Origin of the sequence: Pantoea latae, assembly GCF_002077695.1 — a bacterium.
Taxonomy (GTDB): Bacteria; Pseudomonadota; Gammaproteobacteria; order Enterobacterales; family Enterobacteriaceae; genus Pantoea; species Pantoea latae.
The window spans coordinates 68,845-93,263 of the sequence record NZ_MWUE01000017.1 but is presented as its reverse complement, the minus strand read 5'-3'; the positions used below and the strand labels follow the sequence as shown (position 1 = coordinate 93,263).

22 protein-coding genes and 1 pseudogene are annotated in these 24,419 nt (G+C 60.5%); 9 read left to right on the top strand and 14 right to left on the bottom strand.

Annotated elements, in window-relative coordinates; translation table 11 throughout:
• Positions 1-41: 41 nt before the first annotated feature.
• Both B2J69_RS11895 and B2J69_RS11890 read left to right on the top strand, forming a co-directional pair.
• Positions 42-1,013, top strand: a complete 972-nt coding sequence (locus B2J69_RS11895; RefSeq protein ID WP_081139500.1) for a LysR family transcriptional regulator — start codon at positions 42-44, stop codon at positions 1,011-1,013.
• Between the two features lie 172 nt (positions 1,014-1,185).
• Entirely contained in the window at positions 1,186-1,395 is a 210-nt protein-coding gene (locus B2J69_RS11890; RefSeq protein WP_081139499.1) for a YdgH/BhsA/McbA-like domain containing protein, read from the top strand.
• A 109-nt stretch (positions 1,396-1,504) separates the two neighbouring features.
• Here the strand turns inward: B2J69_RS11890 and B2J69_RS11885 are convergent.
• The 4 genes and pseudogenes from B2J69_RS11885 to B2J69_RS11870 all read right to left on the bottom strand — a co-directional run bounded on the left by B2J69_RS11885 (position 1,505) and on the right by B2J69_RS11870 (position 4,957).
• Positions 1,505-2,533, bottom strand: a pseudogene (locus tag B2J69_RS11885) (alpha/beta hydrolase).
• Positions 2,534-2,627: 94 nt separating this feature from the next.
• Complete coding sequence (locus B2J69_RS11880) at positions 2,628-3,218, bottom strand: helix-turn-helix domain-containing protein (RefSeq protein ID WP_081139498.1); 591 nt, start codon at positions 3,216-3,218, stop codon at positions 2,628-2,630.
• Between the two features lie 69 nt (positions 3,219-3,287).
• Positions 3,288-4,409: a porin gene (locus B2J69_RS11875; RefSeq protein ID WP_081139497.1), complete on the bottom strand. Its 1,122-nt coding sequence runs from the start codon at positions 4,407-4,409 to the stop codon at positions 3,288-3,290.
• A 104-nt stretch (positions 4,410-4,513) separates the two neighbouring features.
• Entirely contained in the window at positions 4,514-4,957 is a 444-nt protein-coding gene (locus B2J69_RS11870) for a helix-turn-helix domain-containing protein (protein WP_158083432.1), read from the bottom strand.
• Between the two features lie 332 nt (positions 4,958-5,289).
• Between B2J69_RS11870 and B2J69_RS11865 the strand changes: the two genes are divergently transcribed.
• Together B2J69_RS11865 and B2J69_RS11860 are read left to right on the top strand one after the other, a co-directional pair.
• The gene (locus B2J69_RS11865; protein ID WP_081139495.1) at positions 5,290-5,499 is read left to right on the top strand and encodes a YdgH/BhsA/McbA-like domain containing protein; all 210 of its coding nucleotides are present in this window, start codon (positions 5,290-5,292) and stop codon (positions 5,497-5,499) included.
• Between the two features lie 345 nt (positions 5,500-5,844).
• Complete coding sequence (locus B2J69_RS11860; RefSeq protein ID WP_081139494.1) at positions 5,845-6,474, top strand: response regulator transcription factor; 630 nt, start codon at positions 5,845-5,847, stop codon at positions 6,472-6,474.
• A 35-nt stretch (positions 6,475-6,509) separates the two neighbouring features.
• On the opposite strand, the gene B2J69_RS11855 is transcribed toward B2J69_RS11860, so the two are convergent.
• The 5 genes from B2J69_RS11855 to B2J69_RS11835 are packed head-to-tail and all read right to left on the bottom strand — an operon-like array spanning position 6,510 to position 13,751.
• Positions 6,510-12,071, bottom strand: coding sequence for a trifunctional serine/threonine-protein kinase/ATP-binding protein/sensor histidine kinase (locus tag B2J69_RS11855; RefSeq protein WP_081139493.1), 5,562 nt, complete (start codon positions 12,069-12,071; stop codon positions 6,510-6,512).
• Positions 12,068-12,454 (bottom strand): response regulator, encoded by a 387-nt coding sequence (locus tag B2J69_RS11850; RefSeq protein WP_081139492.1) that lies wholly within the window; start codon positions 12,452-12,454, stop codon positions 12,068-12,070. The genes B2J69_RS11855 and B2J69_RS11850 overlap by 4 nt, the downstream gene beginning before the upstream one ends.
• Before the next feature lie 44 nt (positions 12,455-12,498).
• On the bottom strand, positions 12,499-12,753 hold the full coding sequence (locus B2J69_RS11845; RefSeq protein ID WP_081139491.1) for a DUF1427 family protein: 255 nt from the start codon (positions 12,751-12,753) through the stop codon (positions 12,499-12,501).
• Positions 12,754-12,755: 2 nt separating this feature from the next.
• The gene (locus B2J69_RS11840) at positions 12,756-13,001 is read right to left on the bottom strand and encodes a DUF1427 family protein (protein ID WP_081139490.1); all 246 of its coding nucleotides are present in this window, start codon (positions 12,999-13,001) and stop codon (positions 12,756-12,758) included.
• A 57-nt stretch (positions 13,002-13,058) separates the two neighbouring features.
• Positions 13,059-13,751, bottom strand: a complete 693-nt coding sequence (locus B2J69_RS11835; protein WP_033755763.1) for a hydrolase — start codon at positions 13,749-13,751, stop codon at positions 13,059-13,061.
• A 338-nt stretch (positions 13,752-14,089) separates the two neighbouring features.
• Here B2J69_RS11835 and B2J69_RS11830 point away from each other — a divergent pair, with 338 nt between their 5' ends.
• Genes B2J69_RS11830 through B2J69_RS11820 form a run of 3 tightly spaced genes read left to right on the top strand, consistent with a single transcriptional unit; the run spans position 14,090 to position 18,007 of the window.
• Positions 14,090-15,967: an amidohydrolase gene (locus B2J69_RS11830; protein WP_081139489.1), complete on the top strand. Its 1,878-nt coding sequence runs from the start codon at positions 14,090-14,092 to the stop codon at positions 15,965-15,967.
• A 5-nt stretch (positions 15,968-15,972) separates the two neighbouring features.
• A complete protein-coding gene (locus B2J69_RS11825; protein ID WP_081139488.1) occupies positions 15,973-16,395 on the top strand; it encodes a DoxX family protein in 423 nt (140 codons plus the stop codon).
• Positions 16,382-18,007 (top strand): MFS transporter, encoded by a 1,626-nt coding sequence (locus B2J69_RS11820; protein ID WP_081139487.1) that lies wholly within the window; start codon positions 16,382-16,384, stop codon positions 18,005-18,007. The genes B2J69_RS11825 and B2J69_RS11820 overlap by 14 nt, the downstream gene beginning before the upstream one ends.
• Positions 18,008-18,104: 97 nt before the next feature.
• Here B2J69_RS11820 and B2J69_RS11815 read toward each other — a convergent pair whose 3' ends face one another.
• From B2J69_RS11815 to B2J69_RS11800, 4 genes are all read right to left on the bottom strand, one after another.
• Positions 18,105-18,482, bottom strand: a complete 378-nt coding sequence (locus B2J69_RS11815) for a type II toxin-antitoxin system death-on-curing family toxin (protein ID WP_081139486.1) — start codon at positions 18,480-18,482, stop codon at positions 18,105-18,107.
• Positions 18,479-18,703 (bottom strand): type II toxin-antitoxin system Phd/YefM family antitoxin, encoded by a 225-nt coding sequence (locus B2J69_RS11810; protein ID WP_081139485.1) that lies wholly within the window; start codon positions 18,701-18,703, stop codon positions 18,479-18,481. Before B2J69_RS11810 ends, B2J69_RS11815 begins: the two co-directional genes overlap by 4 nt.
• Before the next feature lie 236 nt (positions 18,704-18,939).
• Entirely contained in the window at positions 18,940-20,376 is a 1,437-nt protein-coding gene (locus B2J69_RS11805) for an amidase family protein (RefSeq protein WP_081139484.1), read from the bottom strand.
• A gap of 90 nt (positions 20,377-20,466) precedes the next feature.
• Positions 20,467-20,955 (bottom strand): GNAT family N-acetyltransferase, encoded by a 489-nt coding sequence (locus B2J69_RS11800; protein ID WP_081139678.1) that lies wholly within the window; start codon positions 20,953-20,955, stop codon positions 20,467-20,469.
• 94 nt (positions 20,956-21,049) lie between these two features.
• On the opposite strand from B2J69_RS11800, the gene B2J69_RS11795 reads away from it, so the two are divergent.
• A complete protein-coding gene (locus B2J69_RS11795; RefSeq protein ID WP_081139483.1) occupies positions 21,050-21,973 on the top strand; it encodes a LysR family transcriptional regulator in 924 nt (307 codons plus the stop codon).
• Here the strand turns inward: B2J69_RS11795 and B2J69_RS11790 are convergent.
• Positions 21,960-22,898, bottom strand: a complete 939-nt coding sequence (locus tag B2J69_RS11790; protein ID WP_081139482.1) for a LysR family transcriptional regulator — start codon at positions 22,896-22,898, stop codon at positions 21,960-21,962. The two genes, B2J69_RS11795 and B2J69_RS11790, sit on opposite strands and share 14 nt — an antisense overlap.
• A gap of 166 nt (positions 22,899-23,064) precedes the next feature.
• Between B2J69_RS11790 and B2J69_RS11785 the strand changes: the two genes are divergently transcribed.
• A complete protein-coding gene (locus tag B2J69_RS11785) occupies positions 23,065-24,402 on the top strand; it encodes an MFS transporter (protein WP_081139481.1) in 1,338 nt (445 codons plus the stop codon).
• Positions 24,403-24,419: the final 17 nt, after the last annotated feature.

The following is a 24,419-nucleotide window of genomic DNA, read 5'->3' as shown; positions in this document are numbered from 1 at the left end:
TTCGGCATCGACCGGCTTTGCCTGCGCCTCCCGGAGTCTGCATGATTCGTCTTGAAGATGTTACGCTGTTTGTCCGTTCCGCCGCGCTGGGCAGCTTTTCCAGCGCGGCCCGCGAAGCCGATATTCTTCCCGGTCAGGTCAGCGCGGCGATAAATCGCCTCGAGCGCGAACTGAATAAACGCCTCTTTGCCCGCTCGACGCGCAGCCTGCGCCTCACCGCCGAAGGCGAAGCCTGGCTGCCCTACGCGCAGGAGATGCTGGCTATCCTGCAGGCGGGCGCGGAGCGGCTGCAGGGCAGCGACGATGAAATGCAGGGTGAGCTAAAAATGGCCATTCCCTCTGATATCGGGCGCAACATTATCTTGCCGGCGATCACCGCCTTCTGTGCAAAACATCCCGGCATTTCGCTGCGCATCTCGCTGTCCGACCAGGTCAGCGACGTGTTTCGCGATCCGGTGGATATCGCCATTCGCTACGGCAGGCTGGAGAACAGCAGCTATGTTGCCCTGCCGCTGGCGGAGGATAACCGCCGCGTGCTGGTCGCCTCGCCCGCCTATCTGCAACAATTCGGCAGGCCCGCGCAGCTGGACGATCTGCTGGCACATCACTGCCTGCTCTTTACCCTTAACGGGCAGGTCTACGATAAATGGTCGTTTCCGGAAAACGGCATGAAGCGTCAGCTTACCGTCAGCAGCCGCATGCTGTGCGACGATGCCGATCTGGTGAGGCGCTGGGCGGTGGCGGGCATGGGCGTGGCCTACAAATCCTGGATTGACGTCAGCAGCGACGTGCTGGCGGGACGGCTGGAGGTGATACTGCCGCAGCAGCCTGGCGAGAGCGTGCCGCTTAATCTGGTCTGCCCGCATCGCAAACAGTTTTCCCCGGCGATCCGTCAGCTTCACGCGCTGCTGCGCGAGCAGCTAAAGGGGATCACCGCGCTGATGCACTCGCATCCCGCGTTTATCTCTGCGACGGTGGACAGCCCGGCGGCGCCTCAGCGCCTTTCTCGCTAACCGCATCCCTTGACCGGCTCCTCGGCAAGGCGAAAGTGCGCCAGCTTTCATTCAATTTTTTTGAAGTCTTTCAGCAATGTTATCCGGTTTTCAGCACGGCTCCGCAGGTTTAGTATGCATTCCATCGAGGCAAAACGCCTCACACATTAAACTAAACTTTAAGGAATCGACCATGAAAACCATCAAAACTTTCGTTGTAGTTGCCGCCCTTTCTCTGATCTCTTCAGCCAGCTTTGCGCAGACCGTTACCGCCACCGCCTCCACGCTGGACGGCGCCGAAGCGCAAATCGCCGCCAAAGCGAAAATGGCCGGCACCGGCTACAGCATCACCGAAGCCTATGCGGGCAATCAGGTGCATATGACGGCGCAACTGACTAAATAAGGATGGTCGCAAAAGGAGTTGCCAGAAGGGGCTGCCGCAAGGCGGCCTTTTTTGCGTTCAGGCGCAGTAAACCCGCCGCGCCAGGTTAACAGCGCGGCGGGTCGCCTTTTTAGCGCGTCGCTTCCAGATGCAGCCTGATCTCCGACGACGCCTGCTGCAGCGCCGTGCGTACCGTCGGCTCCTGGCTGAGGGCGTTCAGCAGACCGTAGTCGTGGATCATACCGTTGTAGCGCGTGACCGTGACCGGCACGCCAGCCGCATCCAGCCTGCGGCCAAAGGCTTCGCCTTCATCACGCAGCACGTCGAGTTCGGCGGTCTGGATCAGCGTCGGCGGCAGCCCCTTTAGCTGGGCGGCGCTGGCGCGCAGCGGCGAAGCCAGAATATTATTGCGATCCTGCTGTGACTGGGTGTAGTTGTCCCAGAACCAGCGCATCATATTTTTCGTCAGGAAGTGGCCCTCGGCGAACTGGTTATAGGAGGCGTCAGAGAAGTCCGCATCGGTCACCGGCCACAGCATTACGCTATAGCGAATGGCGGGCGTATGGTTGCGCAGCGCCTGCAGCGCCACCGAGGCGACCATATTGCCGCCGACGCTATTGCCGACCAGCGCCAGACGCGCGCCATCTACGCCAATCTCCGCGCCGTGCTGCGCCACCCACTTCGTCGCCTCGTATGCCTGGGTGATCGCCACCGGGAAATGCGCCTCCGGCGAAGGGGTATAGTTGACGAATACCGCCGCCGCGCCGGAGCCGTTAACCAGATCGCGCACCAGACGTTCGTGCGTCGGGTAATCTCCCAGCACCCAGCCGCCGCCGTGGAAGAACATAAATACCGGCAGCGTGCCGGAGGTATTTTCAGGCTTTACGATGGTCAGGGTCAGCGGCTTGCCCAGCACTTCGATGGTTTTTTCCGACACGCTGGCCGGCGGCAGCGTGGCGCCCTTCTGCGCGCCGGTCAGCACCGCGCGCGCCGCCGCGGGCGAAAGCTGCTCGATCGGCTTGCCGCCGCCGCTGTTTAACGCCTTAAGAAACGCGGCGACGCCCGCCGTTGGCGCAGGGGTGTTTTCCGCTGTCGCCGCCTAGACGGCGCCTGTCTGCATCGCCAGCAGCAGCGCAATGGCTTTCATTTTTGATTTCATAGGTATCCCGGTCAGTGTTGAAGGTTAAATGGTGCCCTATATACGTTTATCGCCACTGTTATCAGGCGATAAGCGCAAATAACGCACCACTCGGCTAGCAGGCAATGTCGAGCGGCTGCGGGGCGATCACCGTTTTGATCATCTCGATCCACTGCTGAGGATGATGGCTGAACTGTCGCCTGATTTTTCCCGGCGTATAGCCGGTTAACAGCCTAACCGTGCGGGTAAAAGAGGCCTGACAGTTAAACCCATTCTCGACGGCAATCTCGAGGATCCCCTTGTCGGTGGTGGTCAGGGCGAAAGTGGCGGCGATGATGCGGCGGATGCGCACATACTCATAGACGTTCAGGCCGGTAAACTGGGCGAACTTGCGCTGAAAATGCCAGACGGAATAGCCGCTCCGGCTGGCGATAGCGTCGACCGACAGCGGCTGATCCAGATGATCTTCTATCCACGCGATCATCGCCTGAATCACGCTAAAGACCGCCCCGTCGCGCACGCCCGCGCGGGCAGCGACGCCGCTGGCGATCCATATTCCCTTGCCATCGTGCAGTGAGGAGGGAATAAACAGGTTCAGCGTGCTGCGGCGCTGGTTCAGGCTGAGCGTAACCTGTGGCCGGGAGGCGTCAAAAGGGTGACCGGAAAACCGGGGTGTCACGCTCGATTGAACAGAAGTCTGTAACATCGTGATACCTGCGCGTCAGGACGGTTTAAAGATGCAGAGAGATCGGTTCTCTCTGCGCGCAATAACGGCTCAGAACTGATACACCAGCCCGACCGCCAGAATGTCATCCGTTGATACGCCAGCCGCCTGCGAGAAGTCGCTGCGATCGATCAGGTTAAGCTTGTAATCGACGTAGGCCAGCATGTTGCGGTTAAAGAAAAAGGAGCCGCCAAAGTCGACGAACTTCACCAGATCCTGTGAGCCATAGCGCCTTCCGTTGCCCGCCTGCCCCAGATCCGTCGCCCGCGCCTGGTTATAGGCGATAAATGGCGCCCATCCGGCGTCGAAGGTGTACTGCGCAAAGGCTTCGAAAAGAGCGGACTGGTTGGCGTAGCCGTAGATGCCTGAACCGAGGCGGCTGCCAAAGCGCGAGGCATTAGTCGCCTGCGTGTACATCACACCCAGATAAACCCGGTGCGCGTCATATTTAAGCGACGTCGACCAGGCTTCCGCCATATCGCCGCGTCCCATAATGCCGGGGCTTTCATTCTGTTCACGGGTGCGATCGGAGCGGCTGTAGGCGCCCACCGCCCTAAACCCTTCGCCGAAGGCGTAGGCGACCGACAGGCCATAACCGTCGCCGTTCTGACGCAGCACGTCGCGGCCGCCTGGCTCGCCGCCGCCCGCATTTTTACCCTGATACTGCAGGGCAAAGTCGAGTCCTTTCACCAGACCGAAGAAGTCGCTGTTGCGCCAGGTCGCGAGGCTGTTGCCGCGACGAAACATAAACTGATCGGTGTTATAGGTTTGCGCGTCGAACTCCGGCTCCATATCGGTCTGGCTCAGCGCGTCGTACAGCACCCCGACGTTGCGGCCATAGTCAAACGAGCCGTAATCACCTACCTTAATGCCGGCAAAACCGAGGCGCGTAAACATGGCACCGCTGCTGCTTTCCGGCTGGCTGGCATTAAACTGGCTCTGCCACTGGCCGTAACCGGTGAGCAGATCGGAGATTTGTGTCTGCCCTTTAAAACCGATGCGCATATAGGACTGGTCGCCGTCCTGGCTTTTATCGTCGCTAACGTAGCGCAGCCCTGACACCAGCCCGTAGAGATCGAGTTTGTTACCCGCTGTATTATAAATTTCCGCAGCGCTGACCGGCCCGGTTAGCAGCGCGCAAGACGCCATCAGCGCCCACATATGTCCCTTCATTGCTTCCTCTTCGGGATGAACGACAACTTTCCCGGTAGAACCGGTCAGCTAACATCCCCATGGTTAAATCTGACAGCCAGCGCTGTTTTTGCCGCCGCTGGCAGCTACCTGAAAAACAGAAAAGCGTAATCCCGATGCAGATCTAAGGTTAATTGTCTAAAGGCCGCTTCTTGCCCTGAACAGGCCTGGCGAAAAAAGATCGGCGACAGATTTAAATATTCTTTAAATGTTCGGCTGAAATTTTGCTGGCTGGAAAATCCATTCTCAATCGCGATATCAAATATATGCTTATCCGAAAAGGCGACCGAGAACGCGGCGCGGATAATACGCCTGACCCGAATATAGGTTGCCAGATTAATGCCGGTGTGCTGGCGAAACAGACGCTGAAAATGCCAGTGACCGTAACCACTGCGCGCCGTCACGCTCTTGATCCTCAGAGATTCATCAAAAAGATTCTCTTCAATCCAGGGAAGAATATCGTTGATAACCGCGTCCATGATGTCACGTCGCGTGCTGACACGCTTTTCAGCACAATTAACGGTGCTCATCGCCGCTCCCATTAAAGCCATCGTTGTCACAAACGCTGTGGAACAGACGGCCAGCCGAACCGGTGGTAAAGAGAGAAGAGAGTATCGAGGCAGCGGCGTAAAAAAGGAAGTTATACAAAAGGATAGGTATACAAACAGATAGTTATACCAAGAGATAATTGCAAAAGATTTTTCCCGAGTCTTTTGGCCGATGCACCGGCTCCTGAGTCGTTCAAAAATTCTGATTTATTTCACCACGCCAGCGCTCTTCTCAATGTGGCGTCAGCGGCATAATATTTATCTCAACGGCGCCAGACGCGCCATCACAACCTTTAAATCGACTGGAGACGACCATGAAAATCATCAAAAAATTAGCCATCACCTCTGCCTTTATGCTGGTTTCTTTCTCAGGCCTGGCGCAGAGCATTACCGCCAGCGGCGCAACGCTGGATGCCGCCGAAGCCGCCATCGCGCAGCAGGCGAAACAGGCGGGTGCCTCTTATAAAATAACCAGCGCGCGTTTTACCAACGGCGCCTATATCTCCGCTGAGTTGATTAAATGATGTGGCTGGCCGCAGAGAAGGCATCAGTTTCTGCGGCCGCGATTAAGGAGAGGGTGATGAACAGCGTTAAAATTTGCGTGGCGCTCATTGTGGTAGGGCTGTTCCTGCTAACGTTAAAAAAGTGCGGCAGAGTCTCAGAGTAAATTCTTATATTTAGAAAAGGGAGATATTGCAGTCAGGGATTTATAGCCCGCCAGAAAGGAAAGTGAGACCATCGGATGAAATCGCACAGAAAGATAATAAAGCCGCCAGCAGAGAACAATTGCCGATTCTACCAGCCCTGCTTTCAGGTTATATTTAACCGCCTGTAAAAAACAGAACTCGTAAGAGTCAAAATGAGTCTTTATGGATAAAACAATTTATCTGGTTGATGATGATGAATCGGTCATCAGTTCGCTGCACAACCTTCTGAGCGCCGAAGGTTATACCCTTTCAACTTTTACCTCTCCGTCCGCGTTTTTAAACCTGACGGATTACCGCACGCCTTGTTGCCTGATTGTCGATCTGAACATGCCGGGGCTTGACGGCTTTGACGTTTCGCTTGATCTCACCGAACGCGGTCACGCTATTCCCACCATTTTTCTCACCGGCTTTGGCACCATTCCGCTTACGGTACGGGCGATGAAAGCGGGCGCGTTTGAATTTCTCACCAAGCCGGTCATGCCGGACGATTTACTACGCATCGTCGCCGACGCGCTCGCTCTGTCGGAGAAAAGCGCGGCGCTCTCACAGGAAAAACGGCTGTTCACCGAGCGCTACGCGTCGCTGACCCCGCGTGAGAAAGAGCTGATGCTATTGATTATCAGAGGCTTGCTGAATAAACAGATTGCGGCCGAAATGGGGATCAGCGAGATCACGGCGAAAGTGCACAAGCGCCGGGTAATGGAGAAAATGCAGGTGCGCTCCGCCTCTGAGCTGGTGCGGATAGCGGAACGGCTGGGTCTGCTGAACGACGCCTGGCCGTCGCCAGGGTAGCGCTCCCGCTACGTCGAGCAGGAGCGGGAGCGCCTTCATTTCCCCTCTTCCAGCGGCAGAGTAAACCAGAACAGGCTGCCGCCTTCCGGGCGGTTCTCGGCGCTGAGTTCGCCGCCGTGCCGCCTGATGATCTCCCGGCTGATGGTCAGCCCCATGCCCATGCCTTCCGCCTTGGTGGTATAAAACGACTCGAAGATGCGTCCGATCACCTCATCTGAGACGCCGGTGCCGTTATCGGCGACGTCAATGCGGATCAGATTGCTGGCGGGATGCGAGGAAGAGAGCCGTAACAGCCGCGTGCCGCTGTTATCGCTCATCGCCTCGATGGCGTTAATCACCAGGTTAAGCAGTACCTGCTGAATCTGCACGCTCTCGCAAAAGACCCGATCGTTTTTGGCCGCCAGATCCAGCTCCAGCGCAACGAACCGGCGCTCCAGTTCCAGGCGCGAAAGCACAAGGATGTCGCGCGCGATATGGTGCAGCCTGGCCGAGGCGAACTCCGCGGTCTGGTTGCGCGTCAGCGCCTGCAGCCCGCGGATAATATCGCCGGCCCGGCGCCCTTCGCGAATGATCTCGTCGAGGCTGTGGCTGGCGTTTTGCAAATGTGCCGGCTCGCGCTTTAGCCACCGCAGGCTGGCGCCGGCGTTAGAGACGATAGACATCAGCGGCTGATTGATTTCATGGGCGATAGAAGAGGTCAGCTGGCCGACCGTGGTGGCGCGCGCCACGCGGGCGAGATCCGCCTGAGCGATCCTGACCGCGTCTTCCGCGTGGCGCTGCGCGGTAATGTCCGTCAGCGTGCCGAAATATTCCGCCACCTCCGGCCAGTTTTCATTGGGCTCGCCGATGCCCTTAATGTAGCGGCATTCGCCGTCATCCCGGACGATACGAAACTCCGCCTGCATCACATCGCCGGTTCGCACCCAGTTTTCAATCTTCTCTCTCAGGCTGACGATATCATCCGGATGAACCCGGCGCTGAAACTCCGCCATCGAGGTGGTTTCCTGCGCCTCCGGCAGCCCCATAATGCGCTTGTACTCATCGGAGATATATTGAATATCCGGCTCGACATGCCAGCGCCAGGTGCCGGTATGGCTGATTTTCTCACCCAGCATCAGCGAAGTCTGGCTGGCCCGCAGCTGCTTTTCGATTTTGCGTCGCTGAATGTTCTCATCCACCAGCTCGGCATAGAGACGGGCGGTCTCCAGCGAAACCGCCGCCTGCGCGCCGAGCATCGCCACGATCCTGGAGTGATCGGCGGTAAAGATGTCGGGCATCAGACGATTTTCCAGATAGAGCACGCCGACCATCTGCGCCTGTCTGAACATCGGCACGCACATTACCGCGGCGCCTGAGGCGACAAGGTAATTATCCTGACTGAACGGGCTGAACGCGTCGGGCTTGCCGGTGCGGATCTCCTGACCGGTGCGGATCACCGCCGACAGCACCGACAGCGGCAGATCGGTGGCGGTCGGCAGCTCGCGTACGATGCGCACCTTTACCCCTTCGACGGTGGTCGAGGCGCGCGCCTGAATTTCCGGGATATTACCCTCGGTCAGCCGGATCAGCATGCAGTGCTGCGCGCCGGCGCGCTCCACCAGCAGCATCATCAGCGTATGAATAAGGCGATCGAGGTTAATTTCTTCGGTGAGCGCGCGCATCACCGTCACCATGCTTTGCAGGTCGCTGATCACCGCGCTCGGCTCAAAGGAGAGCGTGCTCAGCGCGCTCTGGGGGTCGGGTTTAGCCAGCGCAGGATAGCGCGTTTCCAGCTGGCGCACCTTGGCGCCCGCGCCCCAGCGCTCCCAGGCGGCGAGCGCGCCTTTCAGGTAGGCTTCGCCGGCAAACGCCATCTCCCGGTCTAAGGCCAGCCGCGCCGCCAGCTCGCACGCCGTTCCGTTAATCGAGTGGAACTGCCCTTCGCGCGACAGCGCTATCGCGTTCTCAAACTGTTCCGCCGCCAGCGCCGTCGCGCCCTCGAGGCGCAGCATCTCGGCGCGCAGCAGCGCCTCTTTGTCGGCAAAGGTTTTACTGTTTTCGTTCGACCAGATGGCAATTTTGTCGAGATGCGGCTGCAGGCGCAGACGCAACGGCGCATCCATGCTGCCCGTCTCTCGCGGCACGGTGAGTGAGAGCGCGCTGTAGAGATGGAAGTCGAGCATATGCACATGGCCAGGGATGCGCTCGGTCAACGGCGCCGCCTCGCTGAAACAGAGCGCCGCCGCGCTATATTCCTGCGCGAAGAAGTGGGCCATACCTTTATAGAGCAGGGACCAGAACTGCATCAGGTACAGGGGGGCGCCGACGCTATGCGGATCACGCTGCGCCAGCGACGGCGGCGTAAAGTTGTCGCCGGAAAAACCGCCCTCTGCCGGCTTGCGCAGGAAAAGGACGTAATCGAGCTGCATCGCCAGGATCACTTCCACGTCGCGATACTGCGCCTTTTGAACGAACAGCATCCCGCGCGTCAGTGAGGTATGCACCCCATCGAGGTGATCGCCGCGCGCCAGATAGTTCATCACCATATGGCGCAGCGCCAGACAGGCCGAGGTCCGGTCACCGGTTTCGACGCCTACGTCGAAGGTCGCCTTCGCCCGCTCCACCGCGTAGCTCAGCGGCATGGTCCAGACGCTGACCTGATCGAGCGGCAGCAGCGTGCGCGCTTTAAAGCCAGTGAAATCGTGTTTATACGCCAGCTCGCGCGCCAGCAGCGTGCTGGCGAAGCCGCGGCTGTATTCGTCGTACCTGTCGCCGCACGCCACGCCGTACCAGGAGAGCGCCAGCGTGGAGGCGCCGCTCAAACCCTGCGCCAGCGTCAGATGAAGCAGCCGGCACAGGATTAGAAAATGCAGCCGGGGATTGATAAAGGCCGCGAAGGTGCTGGCGCTGGCCATCAGATTCATCACGGCTTCGCTGTTTTTGCAACTCACCAGCGGCAGAGAGCGGAAGCGCGCGTAAGGGTTTTTACCCACGTCCTCTTTCAGCAGCGCCCTGGCCGCGTCGCACGCCGCCTGATCGGGATGGCGGTTCAGCTCGATGCCGAACTTCGCGAGCCAGGCCAGCGCGGTTTCCAGCGCCCGCTGGCTGTCCGACTGGCGCATGTGGATCTCCGCGATCAAGCAGGCCGCTTCGGCTTTATCGGTTATCTCGCCGGGAGAGGCTTCTATTCGGGCGCTTAGCGCCAGCGCGGCCGGCAGGTTGCCGTTGAGAAATTCGCACTCCGCCTCTTCCAGCAAAAACTCGCCGCTTTCCGCGCTCGCCGCGCGGCTGTTAAGCAGGCGCGCCCTCTGCAGGTAGCGCAGCGCGGAGAGATAGTCGCCGGTGGTTTTCGCCCGGCGGCTCGCCCTGAGCAGCAGCTGGCTGAACCTTTCCGCCTCCTGCGTCAGCCGCGCCAGATCGTTAACGGCGAGCAGGTGATGCGCCGCTCTGAACAGCAGCGCATGGATCATATCGGGGCTGGATGCCTGCATGTAATAGCGCGTCGCGGCGAGGTGAAAGCGATCTTTCTCCTCGTCGCTTAGCAGGTTAATCGCCGCCTCGTGCATGCTGTCATGCATAAAGGCGTATCCCGCGCCATTGAGCGCAATCAGCCTTGCCGACACGGCCGGAAGCAGCGTTGCCGCGATAGCGGATGCCGAGAGCGCGAGAATGTTGCCAATGGTCTCCCGTTCGCCCGCGCTGCCCAGCAGGGCTAATTTGCCCAGCAGCTGGCGCGTCGGGCGCGGCAGCGTGGTCAGATGCTGCAACAGGCTGGCAGCGACGTTCGCCGTATAGTGACGGTTCTTTAACGCGTCGGGATCGTAGCTCCAGCGAAACGGCGCCGTATGGGTAATCAGCCCTTCGCGCAGCGCCTGGCGAAAAAATTCCTGCGTCGCCAGCGGGTTGCCGGCGGTTTTTTCGTGGATCATCTGCGCCAGCTCCGCCGTCGCCGCGCTGCGGGTATGAAACATGCCCGCCAGCCAGCCCGCGATATTTTTTTCAGTCAGCGGTTCAGGCGTGATATCGGTGATGCGCGCGGCGCAGGCGCGGATGCGCCGCAAATTGTCGGCGATGGTCGGACAGGGCAGCGAGACGCTGTCCCGATGGGTGATCGCCAGCAAAAGCGGGATATCTTCGCTCAGGCTGAGCAGGTTCTGCAGCAGCTGCAGCGTCGCCCGATCGGCCCAGTGCACGTCATCGATCAGCATCACCAGCGGACGCCCGGGCGCGGTAAACGCCTTCACCAGGCTACAGGCCACGCGCTCAAAGCGATTTTTCGCCTCAAGCGTCGACCTGTGGGTTTCTGGCGCCGCTTTCCGATCGAGCAGTATGCCCAGCTCCGGCACCAGACTGACCGCCAGCCCGGCGTACTCTCCCAGCAGACGCGCGATATGCGACTTCCAGCGCGTCATCTCCTCGCTCGGCAGGCCAAGCACGTGAAGCGCCAGCGTTTTAAACGCGGCGCTAAATACCGCATAGGGCAACAGCGGGGAATGCTGATCCGCTTTAACCACCGTCAGCAGGGCGTTCTTGTTGCGCAGCAGCTTAAGCGCCGAGGCAATAAGAGAGGATTTGCCCGCGCCCGGCGGCCCGCCTATCGCCACCAGGCTGTGCTTTCCGCTGCGGCTGACCTCGTCGAACGCCGCCAGGATATCGGCGGCCTGCGGGTGGTCGGTGCAGAGGGCATCGGGTGCCAGGCTAGCGGGCTGCGCGTCCTGCAGCCCGAGCGCGAACGCGTCGATCATGCCGTCCGGCATCAGCGTCGCCGCGCAGCGTCGCAGATCCGCCAGCACGCCCTCCGCCGTCTGGTAGCGGTACTCCGGGGATTTGGCGAGCAGCCGCAGCAAGAGAGAGGAGAGAACCAGCGGAACGTCGGGGCGCAGGCTATGCGGCGGCAAGGCTTCCGAGGCGATGTGATGATGCACCCACTCCGCCTGGCCGCCGTCCGCGCTGCCGTAGGGCAGTCGGCCGGTCAACAGCTCATACAGTACGATGCCGAGGCTATAAAGATCGCTAACGCGACTGACCGGATGGCGCGAGCGCGAGGTATGTTCAGGCGACATATAGGCCAGGGTGCCGCCTGCAAAAGGCAGCCCGGTCTGCTGCAGCAGGTCGCTCTCCGGCGCCGAGAGCCCAAAGCCGCCGAGCCGCACCCGGCCGTCGTCGCCATATAAAAAGTTAGCGGGCTTGATATCGCCGTGCACCAGCCCCTGCTGATGCATCATGCTTAGCGTGCCGCAGAGCATCACCGCGCGCGAGAGAAACTCCGTCAGAGAGCCAGGCGGCGTACACATCACATCCGCGAGGGTGCGGTAGTGAAAAAGGCGATAGACCAGGGCGTAGCGCCCCTGATAATGCGTATGCCGCAGCGGTTTAAGCGCCCAGCTTTCCGCAAGCCTGTGGCGCAGATCCCAGCTATTCTTCAGCAGCTGCGTGACCTGAAAAACCGCCGCCTCGTTCGCTGCCGTGGCGAGCACCACGCTCTCCCCGGTCGCCGCGTGTCGGCCGAGCAGCCAGTCGATACTGCCCTCCTGCGCCAGCGGGCTGAAGCAAAACTCATCCGACAGCGGATAGCCATCGCTCTCGTCTGCGTCTAATTCCGGCGAAGAGGCGCTCACTGACGTGCGCCCCTTGAGGCAAACTCGTCGCGGATATGCTCGAACAGGGCGTCGATTTCGATAGGCTTGGGTAAAAACGCGATCGCCCCGAGATTGATGGCGTAGCGCAGCATGTTCTCATCGCCGTTGCCGGAAATAATAATGCCCGGCGGGTTTTTCAGCCGCCGGGTCAGATTAATGAAAAGCTCGAAACCATTCATGCCCTTCAGTTGCACATCAATGATAAAAAGCGCGGCATTCGCCATCGCTGCTTCATCAAGGAGAAGAGATTCTGCCGACTCAAAATCCTGGGTCAGATACCCCTCGGACTGGAGTAAATTAGTCAGACCGCTACGGACAGAACGTTCATCATCAACGACGACAATGCGCTGCGACAGCTGCATGCTGTTTTCCTTTCATAAAGCTCAGGCCTGCGTGAGGCGCTTCCTTAGGAGGCTTTGTCACCTGAGGGCGGGGTCGTGTCACCGATTTTATGGTGATACTCGTGACGAAACCAGCGCAGGTTAACCGGCTGACGATGAATCAGGCGTTTCGCCAGCGGAAGGAGATGTTCACCCACCTGCATGCCAAACAGCCCTAGCAGCGCAATAATGGGCGGCGCGGGCGAATTAACGTCGATCAGGGCATAAATAAAGCCGGCCAGCGCACCTGCCGCCAGCGAAATAGCATAGGTTTTCAGCATGGTTATCCCGCCTGTTTCGCTGTTAGCGGCGAGGTCGCCCGCCGCTCTCCGGTAGCGGACTGCGTCTGCGCCGGGACAGCGGCGGACGTCTCGCTGTGAAACAGTTTGCCGCCCAGCGTGCTGCCAACGATCATGCCCAGCAGCCCCACCAGCGCCACCGCCGGCGGTGCCGGAGACTGCACTTTGATCAGCGCGTAAACCAGGCCGATCAACACGCCCGCGCCCAGAGAGATGACGAAAGGACTCATGGGTCCTCCTTGTATGCATGGCTGGCCAGCCCGTTACGTGCCGGCCAGCTGAACAGATTAGCGGACGTTGGCGGGAACCGGCGCCAGGGTACGGTGCTCGCTTTTCTGACGAGAAGGCGCTTTATGTACCATGGTGTAGGCGTAATCGACGCCGATGCCGTAGGCGCCTGAATGCTCTTTGGCGATGTCCATTACGGCGTTGTAGGTCTCTTTGTGCGCCCAGTCGCGCTGCCACTCCAGCATCACCTGCTGCCAGGTCACCGGGATCACGCCCGCCTGGATCATGCGCTGCATCGCGTAGTCGTGCGCTTCTTTGGTGGTGCCGCCTGAGGCGTCCGCCACCATATAGATTTCATAGTCGCCTTCCAGCATGGCGCACAGCGCGAAGGTGTTATTGCACACTTCGGTCCACAGTCCTGACACCACGACTTTTTTCTTGCCGTTGGCCGCCAGCGCGTCACGCACTTTCTGGTCATCCCAGGAGTTCATTGAGGTGCGCTCAAGGATGTCCTGGCCCGGGAACACGTCCAGCAGCTCCGGGAAGGTGTTGCCGGAGAAGCTTTCCGTTTCGACGGTGGTCAGTACGGTCGGAATATTGAAGACTTTGGCCGCTTTCGCCAGCGCCACAACGTTGTTTTTCAGCACCTGGCGATCGATAGACTGCACGCCAAAGGCCATCTGCGGCTGCTGGTCGATAAAGATGATCTGGCAGTTTTGCGGCGTCAGTACTTCAAGTTTGCGGTTGGTCATGTTTGTGCCCATTGAGGTTAATGTTGCTGAGTTCCGGGGAAAAATTTAACGGCGTCAATTAACAGCCACCCTGCTGGCCGGATGGCGTCTCATCGCGCTGCCGGTCGGTCACTGTCTGAGCGCAGTGTAGGAACCTTTTTTTTGCCGCACTATTATCTTTAGGTATAACTATACGAAGGTATACCTATACAAAGGTATACCTATCCCTTTGTATAACTAGACCTTCTTCTCGTCTCGCGATCATAATCCCGCTATCCCAGCATCCTGCCTACAGCGCAGGACAACTCTCTGTCTGCGGCCGCTCCTTCCGCTGCGGGCAACTCAATTCAGGAGATCCTATGGTTACCCTTGGTAAAGCCGACGTCATTCTCACCAACGGCAGGTTTCACACCGTCGACCGCGAAAACCCGGTGGCGGATGCGGTGGCGATCCGCGACGGCAAATTTCTCGAAGTCGGCAGCCTGGCGGACGTGATGCAACACCACTGCGAAGGCACCAAAGTCATCGACCTGAAGGGTCATACCGCCATTCCGGGGCTGAACGACTCGCACCTGCACCTGATCCGCGGCGGCCTTAACTACAACCTTGAGCTGCGCTGGGAAGGCGTACCGTCGGTGGCCGACGCGCTGCGCATGCTGAAAGAGCAGGCGTTGCGTACGCCGTCGCCGCAGTGGGTGCGCGTGGTAGGCGGCTGGACCGAGTTTCAGTTCGCCGAGCGCCGTATGCCGACGCTGGACGAAATCAACGAAGCCGCGCCGGATACGCCGGTATTCGTGCTGCACCTTTACGATCGCGCCCTGCTCAACCGCGCGGCGCTCAAAGTGGTGGGCTACACCAAAGATACGCCCAACCCGCCGGGCGGCGAGATCCAGCGCGACAGCAACGGCAATCCGACCGGCATGCTGATCGCTCGTCCCAATGCGATGATCCTCTACGCCACCCTGGCGAAGGGCCCGAAACTGCCGCTGGAGCAGCAGGTCAACTCGACGCGCCAGTTTATGCGCGAGCTGAACCGTCTCGGCCTCACCAGCGCTATCGACGCCGGCGGCGGCTTCCAGAACTATCCCGAAGACTATGAGGTGATCGCCGAACTGCACGCCAAAAAGCAGATGACGATCCGCATCGCCTATAACCTCTTTACGCAGCGACCCGGCCACGAGCTGGAAGATTTCGAGAAGTGGACCGATATGCTGACGCCAGGCCAGGGCAGCGACTACTTCCGCCATAACGGCGCAGGCGAGATGCTGGTCTTCTCCGCCGCCGACTTCGAGGACTTCCTTGAGCCGCGTCCCGATCTGGCGCCGGGTATGGAGGATGAACTGGAGCGCGTGGTGCGCCACCTGGTAGAGCACCGCTGGCCGTTCCGCCTGCACGCCACCTATGATGAGTCGATCAGCCGCATGCTGGACGTGTTCGAAAAAGTTAACCGCGACATTCCGTTCAACGGCCTGCACTGGTTCTTCGACCACGCCGAGACCGTTACCCAGCGCAATATCGACCGTATCAAAGAGCTGGGCGGCGGCATCGCAGTGCAGCACCGTATGGCGTTCCAGGGCGAATATTTCGCCGAGCGCTACGGCATCGAAGCGACCCGCCATACGCCGCCGGTGGCGCGCATGCTGGAAACGGGCGTGCCGGTTGGCCTCGGCACCGACGCCACGCGCGTCGCCAGCTACAACCCCTGGACCGCACTCTACTGGCTGGTTTCCGGCCGCACCGTTGGCGGCATGCAGATGTATGACGTCAATGCGCGTCTGGATCGCGACACCGCGCTGATGCTGTGGACGCAGGGCAGCGCCTGGTTCTCCAGCGAGCAGGGCAAAAAAGGGCAGATCAAAGCGGGCCAGCTGGCCGATATGGTGGTGCTGAGCAAAGACTACTTCAGCGTGCCGGAAGAGGAGATCAAAGGCATTGAGTCGGTGCTGACCCTGGTGGACGGCAACGTTGTCTATGCCGCAGGCTCCTTCAGCGGCGAGGCGCCGCCCTCTATTCCGGTGCTGCCTGAGTGGTCGCCGGTGGTGAAGGTGCCCGGTCACTACCGCAGCGCGCCGCCGACGGCGGCGACGCGCGTCGGCATGCAGCAGATGCCGCACCAGTGCAGCGGCCCGTGCGGCGTGCACAGCCACGCTCATGACGTGGCGCGCGGCGCCAACCTGCCGGTGTCCGAGGAGAACGCCTTCTGGGGCGCGCTCGGCTGCAGCTGCTTCGCGTTTTAATCATCATGACGCGCGCTTTTTCTCAGCCGCCCCGCGTTAATGCGGGGCTGTTCTTCCTGCGCCTCACCGGCTGTCTGCTGCTGCTGTACGTGCACGGCCTGCCGAAGGTGTTCCACTTCAGCGAAGAACTGACGCGTATCGAGGATCCCTTCGGCCTCGGTCCCTGGATGAGCCTGTTGCCGGCTATTTTTGCCGAAGTCATCTGCCCGCTATTTATTCTGACTGGCGTGTTCGCCCGCCTCGCCTGCCTGCCGATTATCGGCGTGCTGCTGGTGGCGATGCTGGCGGTGCATCCCGGCTGGAGCATCGCGGAGGGCCAGTTTGGCTGGCTGCTGCTGATTATCTTCACCACGCTGGCGTTAACCGGTCCAGGCCAGTGGCGACTCGGCGCCGTCGCGCCCGCAGAGGTACCTCATGGCGCAGGTTAACGATGTTCATGATGTGACGCCGGGCGAGGATAGCCCGCCTGCTGCCGCCGCGTCGCCCTGGCAGCCGCTGCGGCAGCCGGTGTTTCGTATGCTGTGGATCGCGACGGTGGTCTCCAATATCGGCTCCTGGATGAATGACGTTGGGGTTAACTGGACCATGCTGACGCTGAGCGCCGATCCGCTGAGCGTGGCGCTGGTGCAGGCGGCCAGCAGCCTGCCGATGTTCCTGTTCGCCCTGCCGTCGGGCGTGCTGGCCGACATCGTCGATCGGCGCAAGTACCTGCTGTTTTCGCAGCTGTGGGTGTTTATCGCCGCCGCCGGTTTGACCGCGCTCTCTTTTACCGGGCACGTCACGCCGCTGGTGCTGCTGATCGCTGCTTTTCTGATGAGCGCGGGCGCCGCGATGAGTTCGCCGCCGTTCCAGGCCATCGTGCCGGATCTGGTCAGCAAGCGGGAGCTGGGGCCGGCGATTGCGCTTAATTCGCTCGGCATCAACATCAGCCGCGCCATTGGTCCGGCACTGGGCGGCCTGATCCTGTCGTTCGCCGGGCCGTGGATGGTGTTTCTGCTCAACGCGCTGTCGGTGCTCGGCGTCGCCTGGGTGCTCTATCGCTGGAAAGAGGCGCCCAGCGTGCAGCGTCTGCCGCCAGAGCATTTCTTCGCGGCGGTGCGCGCCGGGCTGCGCTACGTGCACGCCGCGCCGGTGCTGCGCAACGTGCTGGTGCGCACCGTCGCCTTTTTCCTCTTCGGCAGCGCCGGCTGGGCGCTGCTGCCCTTAGTGGCCCGCCGCGAGCTGGGGCTGGGTCCTGGCGGCTACGGCATCATGCTGGCCTTTATCGGCGTGGGCGCCATCTGCGGCGCGGTGCTGCTGCCGCGGCTGCGTAAACGCTTCAACGCCGATCGGCTGATGGTGCTGGCCAGCCTGCTGTTCGCTGCTACCATGCTGGCGCTGGCGTTTATCCGCCAGTTCTGGCTGCTTAACGCCTGTGAGTTCTTCACCGGCTTCGCCTGGATTGCCGTGCTCTCCACGCTCAACCTCGGCGCGCAGCGTAGCGCGGCGAAATGGGTCAAAGCGCGCGCGCTGGCGGTCTATCTGACGGTGTTCTTCGGCTCGATGACGCTAGGCAGCGCCATCTGGGGGCAGCTGGCGTCGCGCTACGGCATTCCGGTTTCGCTCTGCGTCGCGACGCTGGGCATGGCGCTGGCTTCGCTTACCGTGCTGCGCTGGCGGCTGGATAAAGATCCCGATCTCAATCTGGACGTCAGCGAGATGGGCGAGTCCGTTCCGGCGCTCGATATTCATCACGATCGCGGGCCGGTCAGAGTGAGCTATGAATATCAGATCCGCCAGCAGGACGCGCATGACTTTACGCTCTGCATGCAGGAGATGCGCCGCGTGCGCCATCGCGGCGGCGCCATCAACTGGGCGGTATACGAAGATATTCTTCAGCCGGGTATTTTCGTGGAGACCTTTGTGGTGGGCTCCTGGATGGAGCATCTGCGCCAGCTTGAACGCTATACCATGAACGATCAAAAGATTCAGACGCGCGTTTATGCTTTTCATCAGGCGGAGCAGATGCCGGTGGCACGTTATTTGATTGCCCCGGAATAAGGGCTGCCGCCAGTAATCGCAGCGATCATCAGCAAACGTCTTCTCATTCGCCATCCGTCATGGATTAAAAAAGCCCGCATCAGCGGGCTTTCTCGTTTCAGGGTGCCGCGAGCTGCCGCAGCCGTCCAGCAACCTCCGGCCGGTCATGCAGCCCCTGCGCACACTCCGCGATGTAATCCTCCAGCCCTGGCGGAAACGTCAGGTCGATACCGTTCATCAGCAGGAAGACTTCAGCGCACGCCAGCGCGGTGCGTTTGTTGGCATCCGAAAAGCAATGCCCTCGCGACACGGCCAGCAGATAAGCGGCGGCCAGCTCAAACAGGTCGGACACGTTGTCGTAATAGTGCTGCATCTGAACGCGGGCGACCATACCCTCCAGGCCGCCACGGTCACGCACACCCGGCAGGCCGCCGTAACGCTCGATCTGGTCATCATGCAGCGCTTCCACCTGCGCCAGCTCCAGAAAAAAGATCACTTGTCGGCCAGCGCCTTATATACCGCCTGATTGGTGTCGTTGCCGCGCATCTTCTGCATCGCCAGTTCGAAGCGGGCCTGCTGGAGGACGGCATAGTCGGCAGCGGAAAGCAGCACCATATCCGGCGCGCTGCGGCGGGTTATCGTTACCGGCTGCGACTGCGCCTGATCCAGTACGGTGCGAAGCGACTGGCGCGCTTCACTCATGGAAATCGTAATCATCAGGGTTTCCTCTGCTGTATTTGTCGGTTGAATTGTACAGTTTAACCGTGCAACCAACAAGCTGTTAAGAGGTTGTTATGAATTCAGTAAATTATTGTCTCCCGCCTGTTTAACAACGATGAATGCTCAGTACCATTCAATGGTTATATCAGGCTAAGCCGGGCGTTTTAAGGGCCGCTCTATTGCCCGCAGACTGGATAAGCCTGCGGGCCCGTTATCTAACGATCAACACAGCCTCAAAAGGAGGGCAAAACGCGCTGGCCGATCGCGGCCTCCACCGCCTGCGCCACCTCAAGCAGCTTGAGATCCTCGCCCGGCGCGCAGAACAGCGTCACGCCAAACGGCAGCCCTTGCGCATCCTGTCCGACAGGGATGGCCACCACCGGCGCGCCCGCCTTGCCGGTGCATTTAGCCGCGGCCGATCCCGGCGCGAGCAGCACATCTGCGCCGCTGGCATTGAGCGCCGCCAGAATCCCTGCATCGAGACTGAGCGCAATATCCTGACGGCGATCGCGGCGGTAGTGCGCGGAGAGGATATCCGGCGCCGCCTCGGCCGCCTCCAGCAGAGACTGCCCATAGGGAATCGCCTCTGGATGCGCCTGGTTCCAGTGAATAATGTCGCGCAGCGACCTCATCCCGCACGGCGTAAAGGTCGCCAGCAGGCTATTCAGGCTGGCCTTAAATTCGCTGCGAAATACGCAGGATCGCACCTGGTGCAGCTGTTCCGCCGAAGGCAGGTCGCAGGGATCGACGATAATAGCGCCCGCCTGCGCCAGCGCCGCCAGCAGCTGTGAAAAGATCGCCTTGCGGCTGTCGATCAGGGCGCCGTCGGCGATAAACCGGCGCGGCACGCCGATGCGTACCCCCTGCAGCGTGCCCGCGCGCGGGTATTCAAGCGGAAAGTCGGCGAGGGTCGCCGTATCTTTCATGTCCGCTCCCGCCATCGCCTGATAGACCAGCCGCGCGTCGTCGACGGTGCGCGTCAGCGGTCCCGGCGAGTCCTGGCTGGGAACCAGCGGGATCAGGCCGTAACGGCTGACGCGTCCAACCGTAGGCTTGAAGCCGACCACCGAGCTGTGAACGGCCGGCGCCTGAATCGAGTTTTGCGTTTCAGAGCCGATAGCGAAACCGCACAGGCCCGCAGCGACAGCGGCCGCCGAACCCACGCTGGAGCCTTGCCCTCTGCCATAGGGCAGGCCGAGCGGGTTGCGCACCACGCCGCCGGCGCCGCTGAATTCAGCAGGCATAGTATCCGATACGAAGTCAGCGAATTCCGTCAGGTTGGTTTTGCCCAGCAGCACCGCGCCGGCGTCGCGCAGACGCGCCACCAGCGTCGCTTCAACCGGCGGCAGAAAGGTCGCCAGCGCGCGGGCGCCTGCTGAAGCGAAGCTGCCGTCCACCGTAAAGACATTATCTTTCACCAGCCAGGGCACGCCGTGCAGCGGGCCTCTGATGTAGCCAGCCGCCCGTTCGGCATCGGCGCGTTTCGCCTCCTCCCGCGCGAGACGGGAGAGGCTTCTGACGCAGTTGAGGCCGTCAGCGCCGCCGTTAACGCGCTCGATGCGGCTTAAATACCATTCGGTGGCCGCGAGCGAGGTCAGCTCACCGGCCGCAATGGCCGCGCCAATGGCTCGCGCCGATCCCAGCGCCAGCAGAGAAAAGAGATCGTTCATTGAAGGGATTCCGCAACGTCCAGACAGGCCCCCAACTTACAGGATACGCGCCCCTGCCCTTAGACAGTTTCACGCATTTACCGGCGAGGCTTAACGAAGGTCGCTGGATGCAAACCGCTGCAGCGCGGGGCCGTCCAGCCGATAGCGAACCCACTCGTTCAGCGGCAGCGCATCGATGCTCGTGTAAAAGTCCTTTGCGGATTTGTCCCACTCCAGCGCGTTCCACTCAATACGGCTGCACTGCCTGTCGAGGGCAACCTGAGCCAGATATTGCAGCATCGCCTTCCCCGCGCCGCGCCCGCGATAGTCGGGCAGCAGGTAGAGATCCTCCATGTTCAGGCTGTAGCGCGCTAACCAGGTGGAATAGCTCATGGCGATCACCGCGTAGCCGGCAATCACGCCGTCTACTTCGCAAATACAGGCCTCTGCGCCGGTTTTCGAAGAGAAGAGCGAGTTTTTCATCTCTTCAATGTCCGGCAGGTTTTCCAGCGGCGCCTCGCTGTAGACGGATAAGCCGTTGATCATGTTATAGATCGCATCAGTATCATCCGGGACCGCCTGTCGAATAATAACGCTCATAAACATTCTCTTCGCTGCACAGTTTGATGAGCGTAACGATAAACGGTATCGTTCAATGAATTAAGTGCAATAAAATCAACGAAAGGTGAATTTCATGCATCATGTGCTGAGGCGTCTCGATCTTAACCTCTTGCCGGTTTTTGATGCGGTTTACCGACATCGTTCCGTCAGGCTGGCGGCGGCAGAGCTCTCAATGAGCACCTCAGCGTTGAGCCACGCCCTGACACGGCTGCGCGACTTTCTTCAGGATCCCCTTTTCTTTCGTGAAGGGCATAAAATGTGCCCCAGCGTTTATGCTCACCAGCTGGCGCCCCATATCGCCGCCTCGCTGGCCGCCCTTAATCACACCCTCAGCCCGGTGCAGCCATTCGAGCCCTTAACCAGCCAGGAAACCTTTCGCATCGCCGTTACGGATTACACCGCCTGGTGCGTCTTTCCCGGCCTGATCAGCGAGCTGCAAAAAACCGCGCCAGGCATCGCTTTTGAACTCTGCCATCTTCCCAACAATCCGGCGCTCAACGAGCTACTGGCGGGGGAAATCGATCTGGCGCTGAGCTTTAGCGAGCCGGATGAGGTCAGCCATCCCGATCTGGATGAAATTGCGCTGTTCAGCGATGAATTTGTGGTGATTAGCCACGCCCGCCGTCGCAGCCTGACGCTGGAAGATTATCTGGCGGCGGGACATCTGGTGGTGACGCCGTGGAATGAAAAAAAGGGCCTGCTGGACAGCCATCTTGCGCGCCTGGGGCTGACGCGCCGCATCGTTATCAAAACGCCTTCGATGCTCGGCTCGCCGTTTATCGTGGCGGAGAGCGAATTACTGATGGCGATCCCTTCGTTTGTCGCCGACACCATGATGCAGGTCGCGCAGGTAAAGGCGTTTACCCTGCCTTTTTGCGCGCCCCGTTTCACGGTGAAAATCTACTCGCATAAAAGAAGCGGCAAAAAAGCCTCTTCCGACTGGCTGAAAGTCAATATCCAGCGCGCTATTCAGCGTCAGCGCATTACTCCTCTCTGACCACCATCTCATGCGCCTCGCGCTGTTGCAGCCAGTCGCGGCTGTTGACGCGCAGCATATCGATAAAGGCGTGCCCGGCGCGGGAGAGACGCCCGATATCGGGGCAAAGGATGCCGATGCTGGTCGCCGGCAGCACCTCTTTGAGCGACAGCGGCCGCAGTCGCTCCTGATAATCGGGAAAGCGCAGGCGCACAGAGGTCCACATGCTCACCATCGGCGCTTCATCCAGCATGCGCGCCATAATCCACGGCGATGAGCAATGAACGATCTGGCTGGGCAGCGGCAGGTTATAGCGGCGAAACACCTGCGCCAGAATCGAGTGCTCTCCTGGCTCGTCCCAGTCCAGCCAGGTGTAGTCGAGCAGATGGCGCAGTGCGACCCGGTGCGTCACAGGATGATGCCGCCCGGCGATAAGGGTATTTCCCAGCGCATACAATATTTCCCAGTACATCGGGGCGATACGCATGCCGGTGGTGGCGGAGATAACGGCGAGATCGATGCGATTATTTTCCAGCGCCTCATAGAGCTGATGCGGGCGCGCCTCCATCGCAATCAGCTTCACCGTCGGAAAGCGCTGCTGAAAATGCAGCAGCGTGGTGGTAAAGGGGCCATACGCGGCGGCAGAGGTAAACCCGACGCGCAGCTGGCTCAGCGACTGGCCGAGCAGGCTGTCGATCTCTTCCCGCGCCTGGCTCAGAGAGCGATCGATATCGCGCGCATGGCGCAGCAGCACCTGACCATAGTCGTTCAGCGTTACGCCGCGCGAGCTGCGATCGAGGATCGGCATGCCGATTTCAGACTCAATCTCCTGAATCGTTTTACTGATGGCGGGCTGAGTCAGGTGTAGCGTTCGCGCCGCCTTGCTGAGGCTGCCTTGCGCCGCCACCTCCAGCAGCACGTCCAGCTGGTGCAGCTTAATCCTCATGGTGCTCCCTCTTTAGCGGGCTGAAATGGTGCAAAAAACGCCCTGTTAAGGTACAGCAAACATAACCTGGCCCATAACAATTACTCATAGTTGATATGTATTTATATTATGGCAATAGTGCAGTCTGTCGCTTTTTTCCCCGTTCAGCTACCGGAAGGACACGCCGATGAAACAGACTGTCCGCTATGCCTCGACCGACGCGGAGATCGCCGCGCCGCTCGCCTTGACGCCAGACGCGCAGCCCCTCAGGCGCAGCCAGCAGGCTAAATCGCTGCTGGCGGTAACGCTGGGAAACGGCCTGGAGATTTATGACTTCACCGTTTACAGCTTTTTCTCGGTGATCATCGGCCACCTGTTTTTCCCCGCCAGCAGCGACTCCGCCTCGCTGCTGCTGGCCGTCGCGACCTTTGCGGTGGGCTTTATTATGCGTCCGCTCGGCAGCCTGATGCTTGGCCACTACGCGGACAAAAACGGGCGCAAAGCGGCCCTGACCTTGATCATGAGTCTGATGGCGCTCGGCGTGATGCTGGTGGCGTTTGCCCCCACCTATGCGCAGGTGGGGCTATGGGCGCCGCTGCTGCTGGTGATCGGGCGCATGCTGCAGGGCTTTTCGGCGGGCGGCGAAGTGGGCGCGGCCACCAGCTGGCTGATGGAGGCGGGAGATAAATCGCAGCGCGGCGTGCGGGTCAGCTGGCAGATGGCCAGCCAGGGCGGCGCCGCGTTAGTCGGCGCGGCGCTGGGCGCGCTGTTGACTCACACCCTTAGCCAGCAAGCGCTCTACGCCTGGGGCTGGCGCGTGCCGTTTATCATCGGTCTGGCGATTATGCCGGTGGGGATCTATATCCGCCGCCACCTGACTGAACTGCCTGTGATACATGAAACCCGGCAGGAAACGCCGGCGCGCGAAATCTGGCGCGCGCATCGCCGCCCGCTGCTGCTGGGCATTCTGCTGGTGATGAAAAGCACCACCACCTTTTACCTTATCGTCTACTACATGCCGGCGTATATGGTCAACACGCTGCGCCTGCCCGCCGCCGCCTCCTACTGGATTAGCCTGATCGCCGCGCTGCTGACGCTGATCGTGCCCTTTTTTGCCGGCAAGCTGGCGGACAGAGTGCCGCGCCGCAAACCGGTTTTGCTCATCTGCGCGCTGGGTTCGATGCTGCTGGTGTGGCCCATCTTCGCCACGCTGCAACAGGGCGCGTCGCTGGCGCTGACGCTGCTGCTGATTGCGGCGGATCAGGTGCTGGCCAACATTAGCGCCGTGGCGTTCTTTTTGCTGATCCTCGAAGCCTTTCCGCGCCGGGTGCGCGCATCCGGCATGGCGCTGGTGTATGCCATCGGCGTCACGCTGTTCGGCGGCTTCGCGCAGTTCAACGTCACCTGGCTGCTGAACGTCACCGGCGAGGCGATGGCGCCCGCGTGGTATCTGCTGTTTAGCGCCGTCGTCTCGCTGGCGGCGCTGCTGGCCTGGCGCGAGCGGGCCGTCCATACCGACGACTGAAACCTGGAGAAGAGCGT

Coding starts and splice junctions, on each gene's coding strand:
- B2J69_RS11845 (WP_081139491.1), bottom strand. CDS start 12,753: ATGCTGAAAACCTATGCTATTTCGCTGGCGGCAGGTGCGCTGGCCGGC.
- B2J69_RS11890 (WP_081139499.1), top strand. CDS start 1,186: ATGAAAACCATCAAAACTTTCGTTGTAGTTGCCGCCCTTTCTCTGATC.
- B2J69_RS11810 (WP_081139485.1), bottom strand. CDS start 18,703: ATGATTACGATTTCCATGAGTGAAGCGCGCCAGTCGCTTCGCACCGTA.
- B2J69_RS11895 (WP_081139500.1), top strand. CDS start 42: ATGATTCGTCTTGAAGATGTTACGCTGTTTGTCCGTTCCGCCGCGCTG.
- B2J69_RS11805 (WP_081139484.1), bottom strand. CDS start 20,376: ATGAACGATCTCTTTTCTCTGCTGGCGCTGGGATCGGCGCGAGCCATT.
- B2J69_RS11880 (WP_081139498.1), bottom strand. CDS start 3,218: ATGTTACAGACTTCTGTTCAATCGAGCGTGACACCCCGGTTTTCCGGT.
- B2J69_RS11875 (WP_081139497.1), bottom strand. CDS start 4,409: ATGAAGGGACATATGTGGGCGCTGATGGCGTCTTGCGCGCTGCTAACC.
- B2J69_RS11850 (WP_081139492.1), bottom strand. CDS start 12,454: ATGCAGCTGTCGCAGCGCATTGTCGTCGTTGATGATGAACGTTCTGTC.
- B2J69_RS11870 (WP_158083432.1), bottom strand. CDS start 4,957: ATGAGCACCGTTAATTGTGCTGAAAAGCGTGTCAGCACGCGACGTGAC.
- B2J69_RS11820 (WP_081139487.1), top strand. CDS start 16,382: ATGGCGCAGGTTAACGATGTTCATGATGTGACGCCGGGCGAGGATAGC.
- B2J69_RS11800 (WP_081139678.1), bottom strand. CDS start 20,955: ATGAGCGTTATTATTCGACAGGCGGTCCCGGATGATACTGATGCGATC.
- B2J69_RS11865 (WP_081139495.1), top strand. CDS start 5,290: ATGAAAATCATCAAAAAATTAGCCATCACCTCTGCCTTTATGCTGGTT.
- B2J69_RS11830 (WP_081139489.1), top strand. CDS start 14,090: ATGGTTACCCTTGGTAAAGCCGACGTCATTCTCACCAACGGCAGGTTT.
- B2J69_RS11835 (WP_033755763.1), bottom strand. CDS start 13,751: ATGACCAACCGCAAACTTGAAGTACTGACGCCGCAAAACTGCCAGATC.
- B2J69_RS11860 (WP_081139494.1), top strand. CDS start 5,845: ATGGATAAAACAATTTATCTGGTTGATGATGATGAATCGGTCATCAGT.
- B2J69_RS11795 (WP_081139483.1), top strand. CDS start 21,050: ATGCATCATGTGCTGAGGCGTCTCGATCTTAACCTCTTGCCGGTTTTT.
- B2J69_RS11790 (WP_081139482.1), bottom strand. CDS start 22,898: ATGAGGATTAAGCTGCACCAGCTGGACGTGCTGCTGGAGGTGGCGGCG.
- B2J69_RS11825 (WP_081139488.1), top strand. CDS start 15,973: ATGACGCGCGCTTTTTCTCAGCCGCCCCGCGTTAATGCGGGGCTGTTC.
- B2J69_RS11840 (WP_081139490.1), bottom strand. CDS start 13,001: ATGAGTCCTTTCGTCATCTCTCTGGGCGCGGGCGTGTTGATCGGCCTG.
- B2J69_RS11785 (WP_081139481.1), top strand. CDS start 23,065: ATGAAACAGACTGTCCGCTATGCCTCGACCGACGCGGAGATCGCCGCG.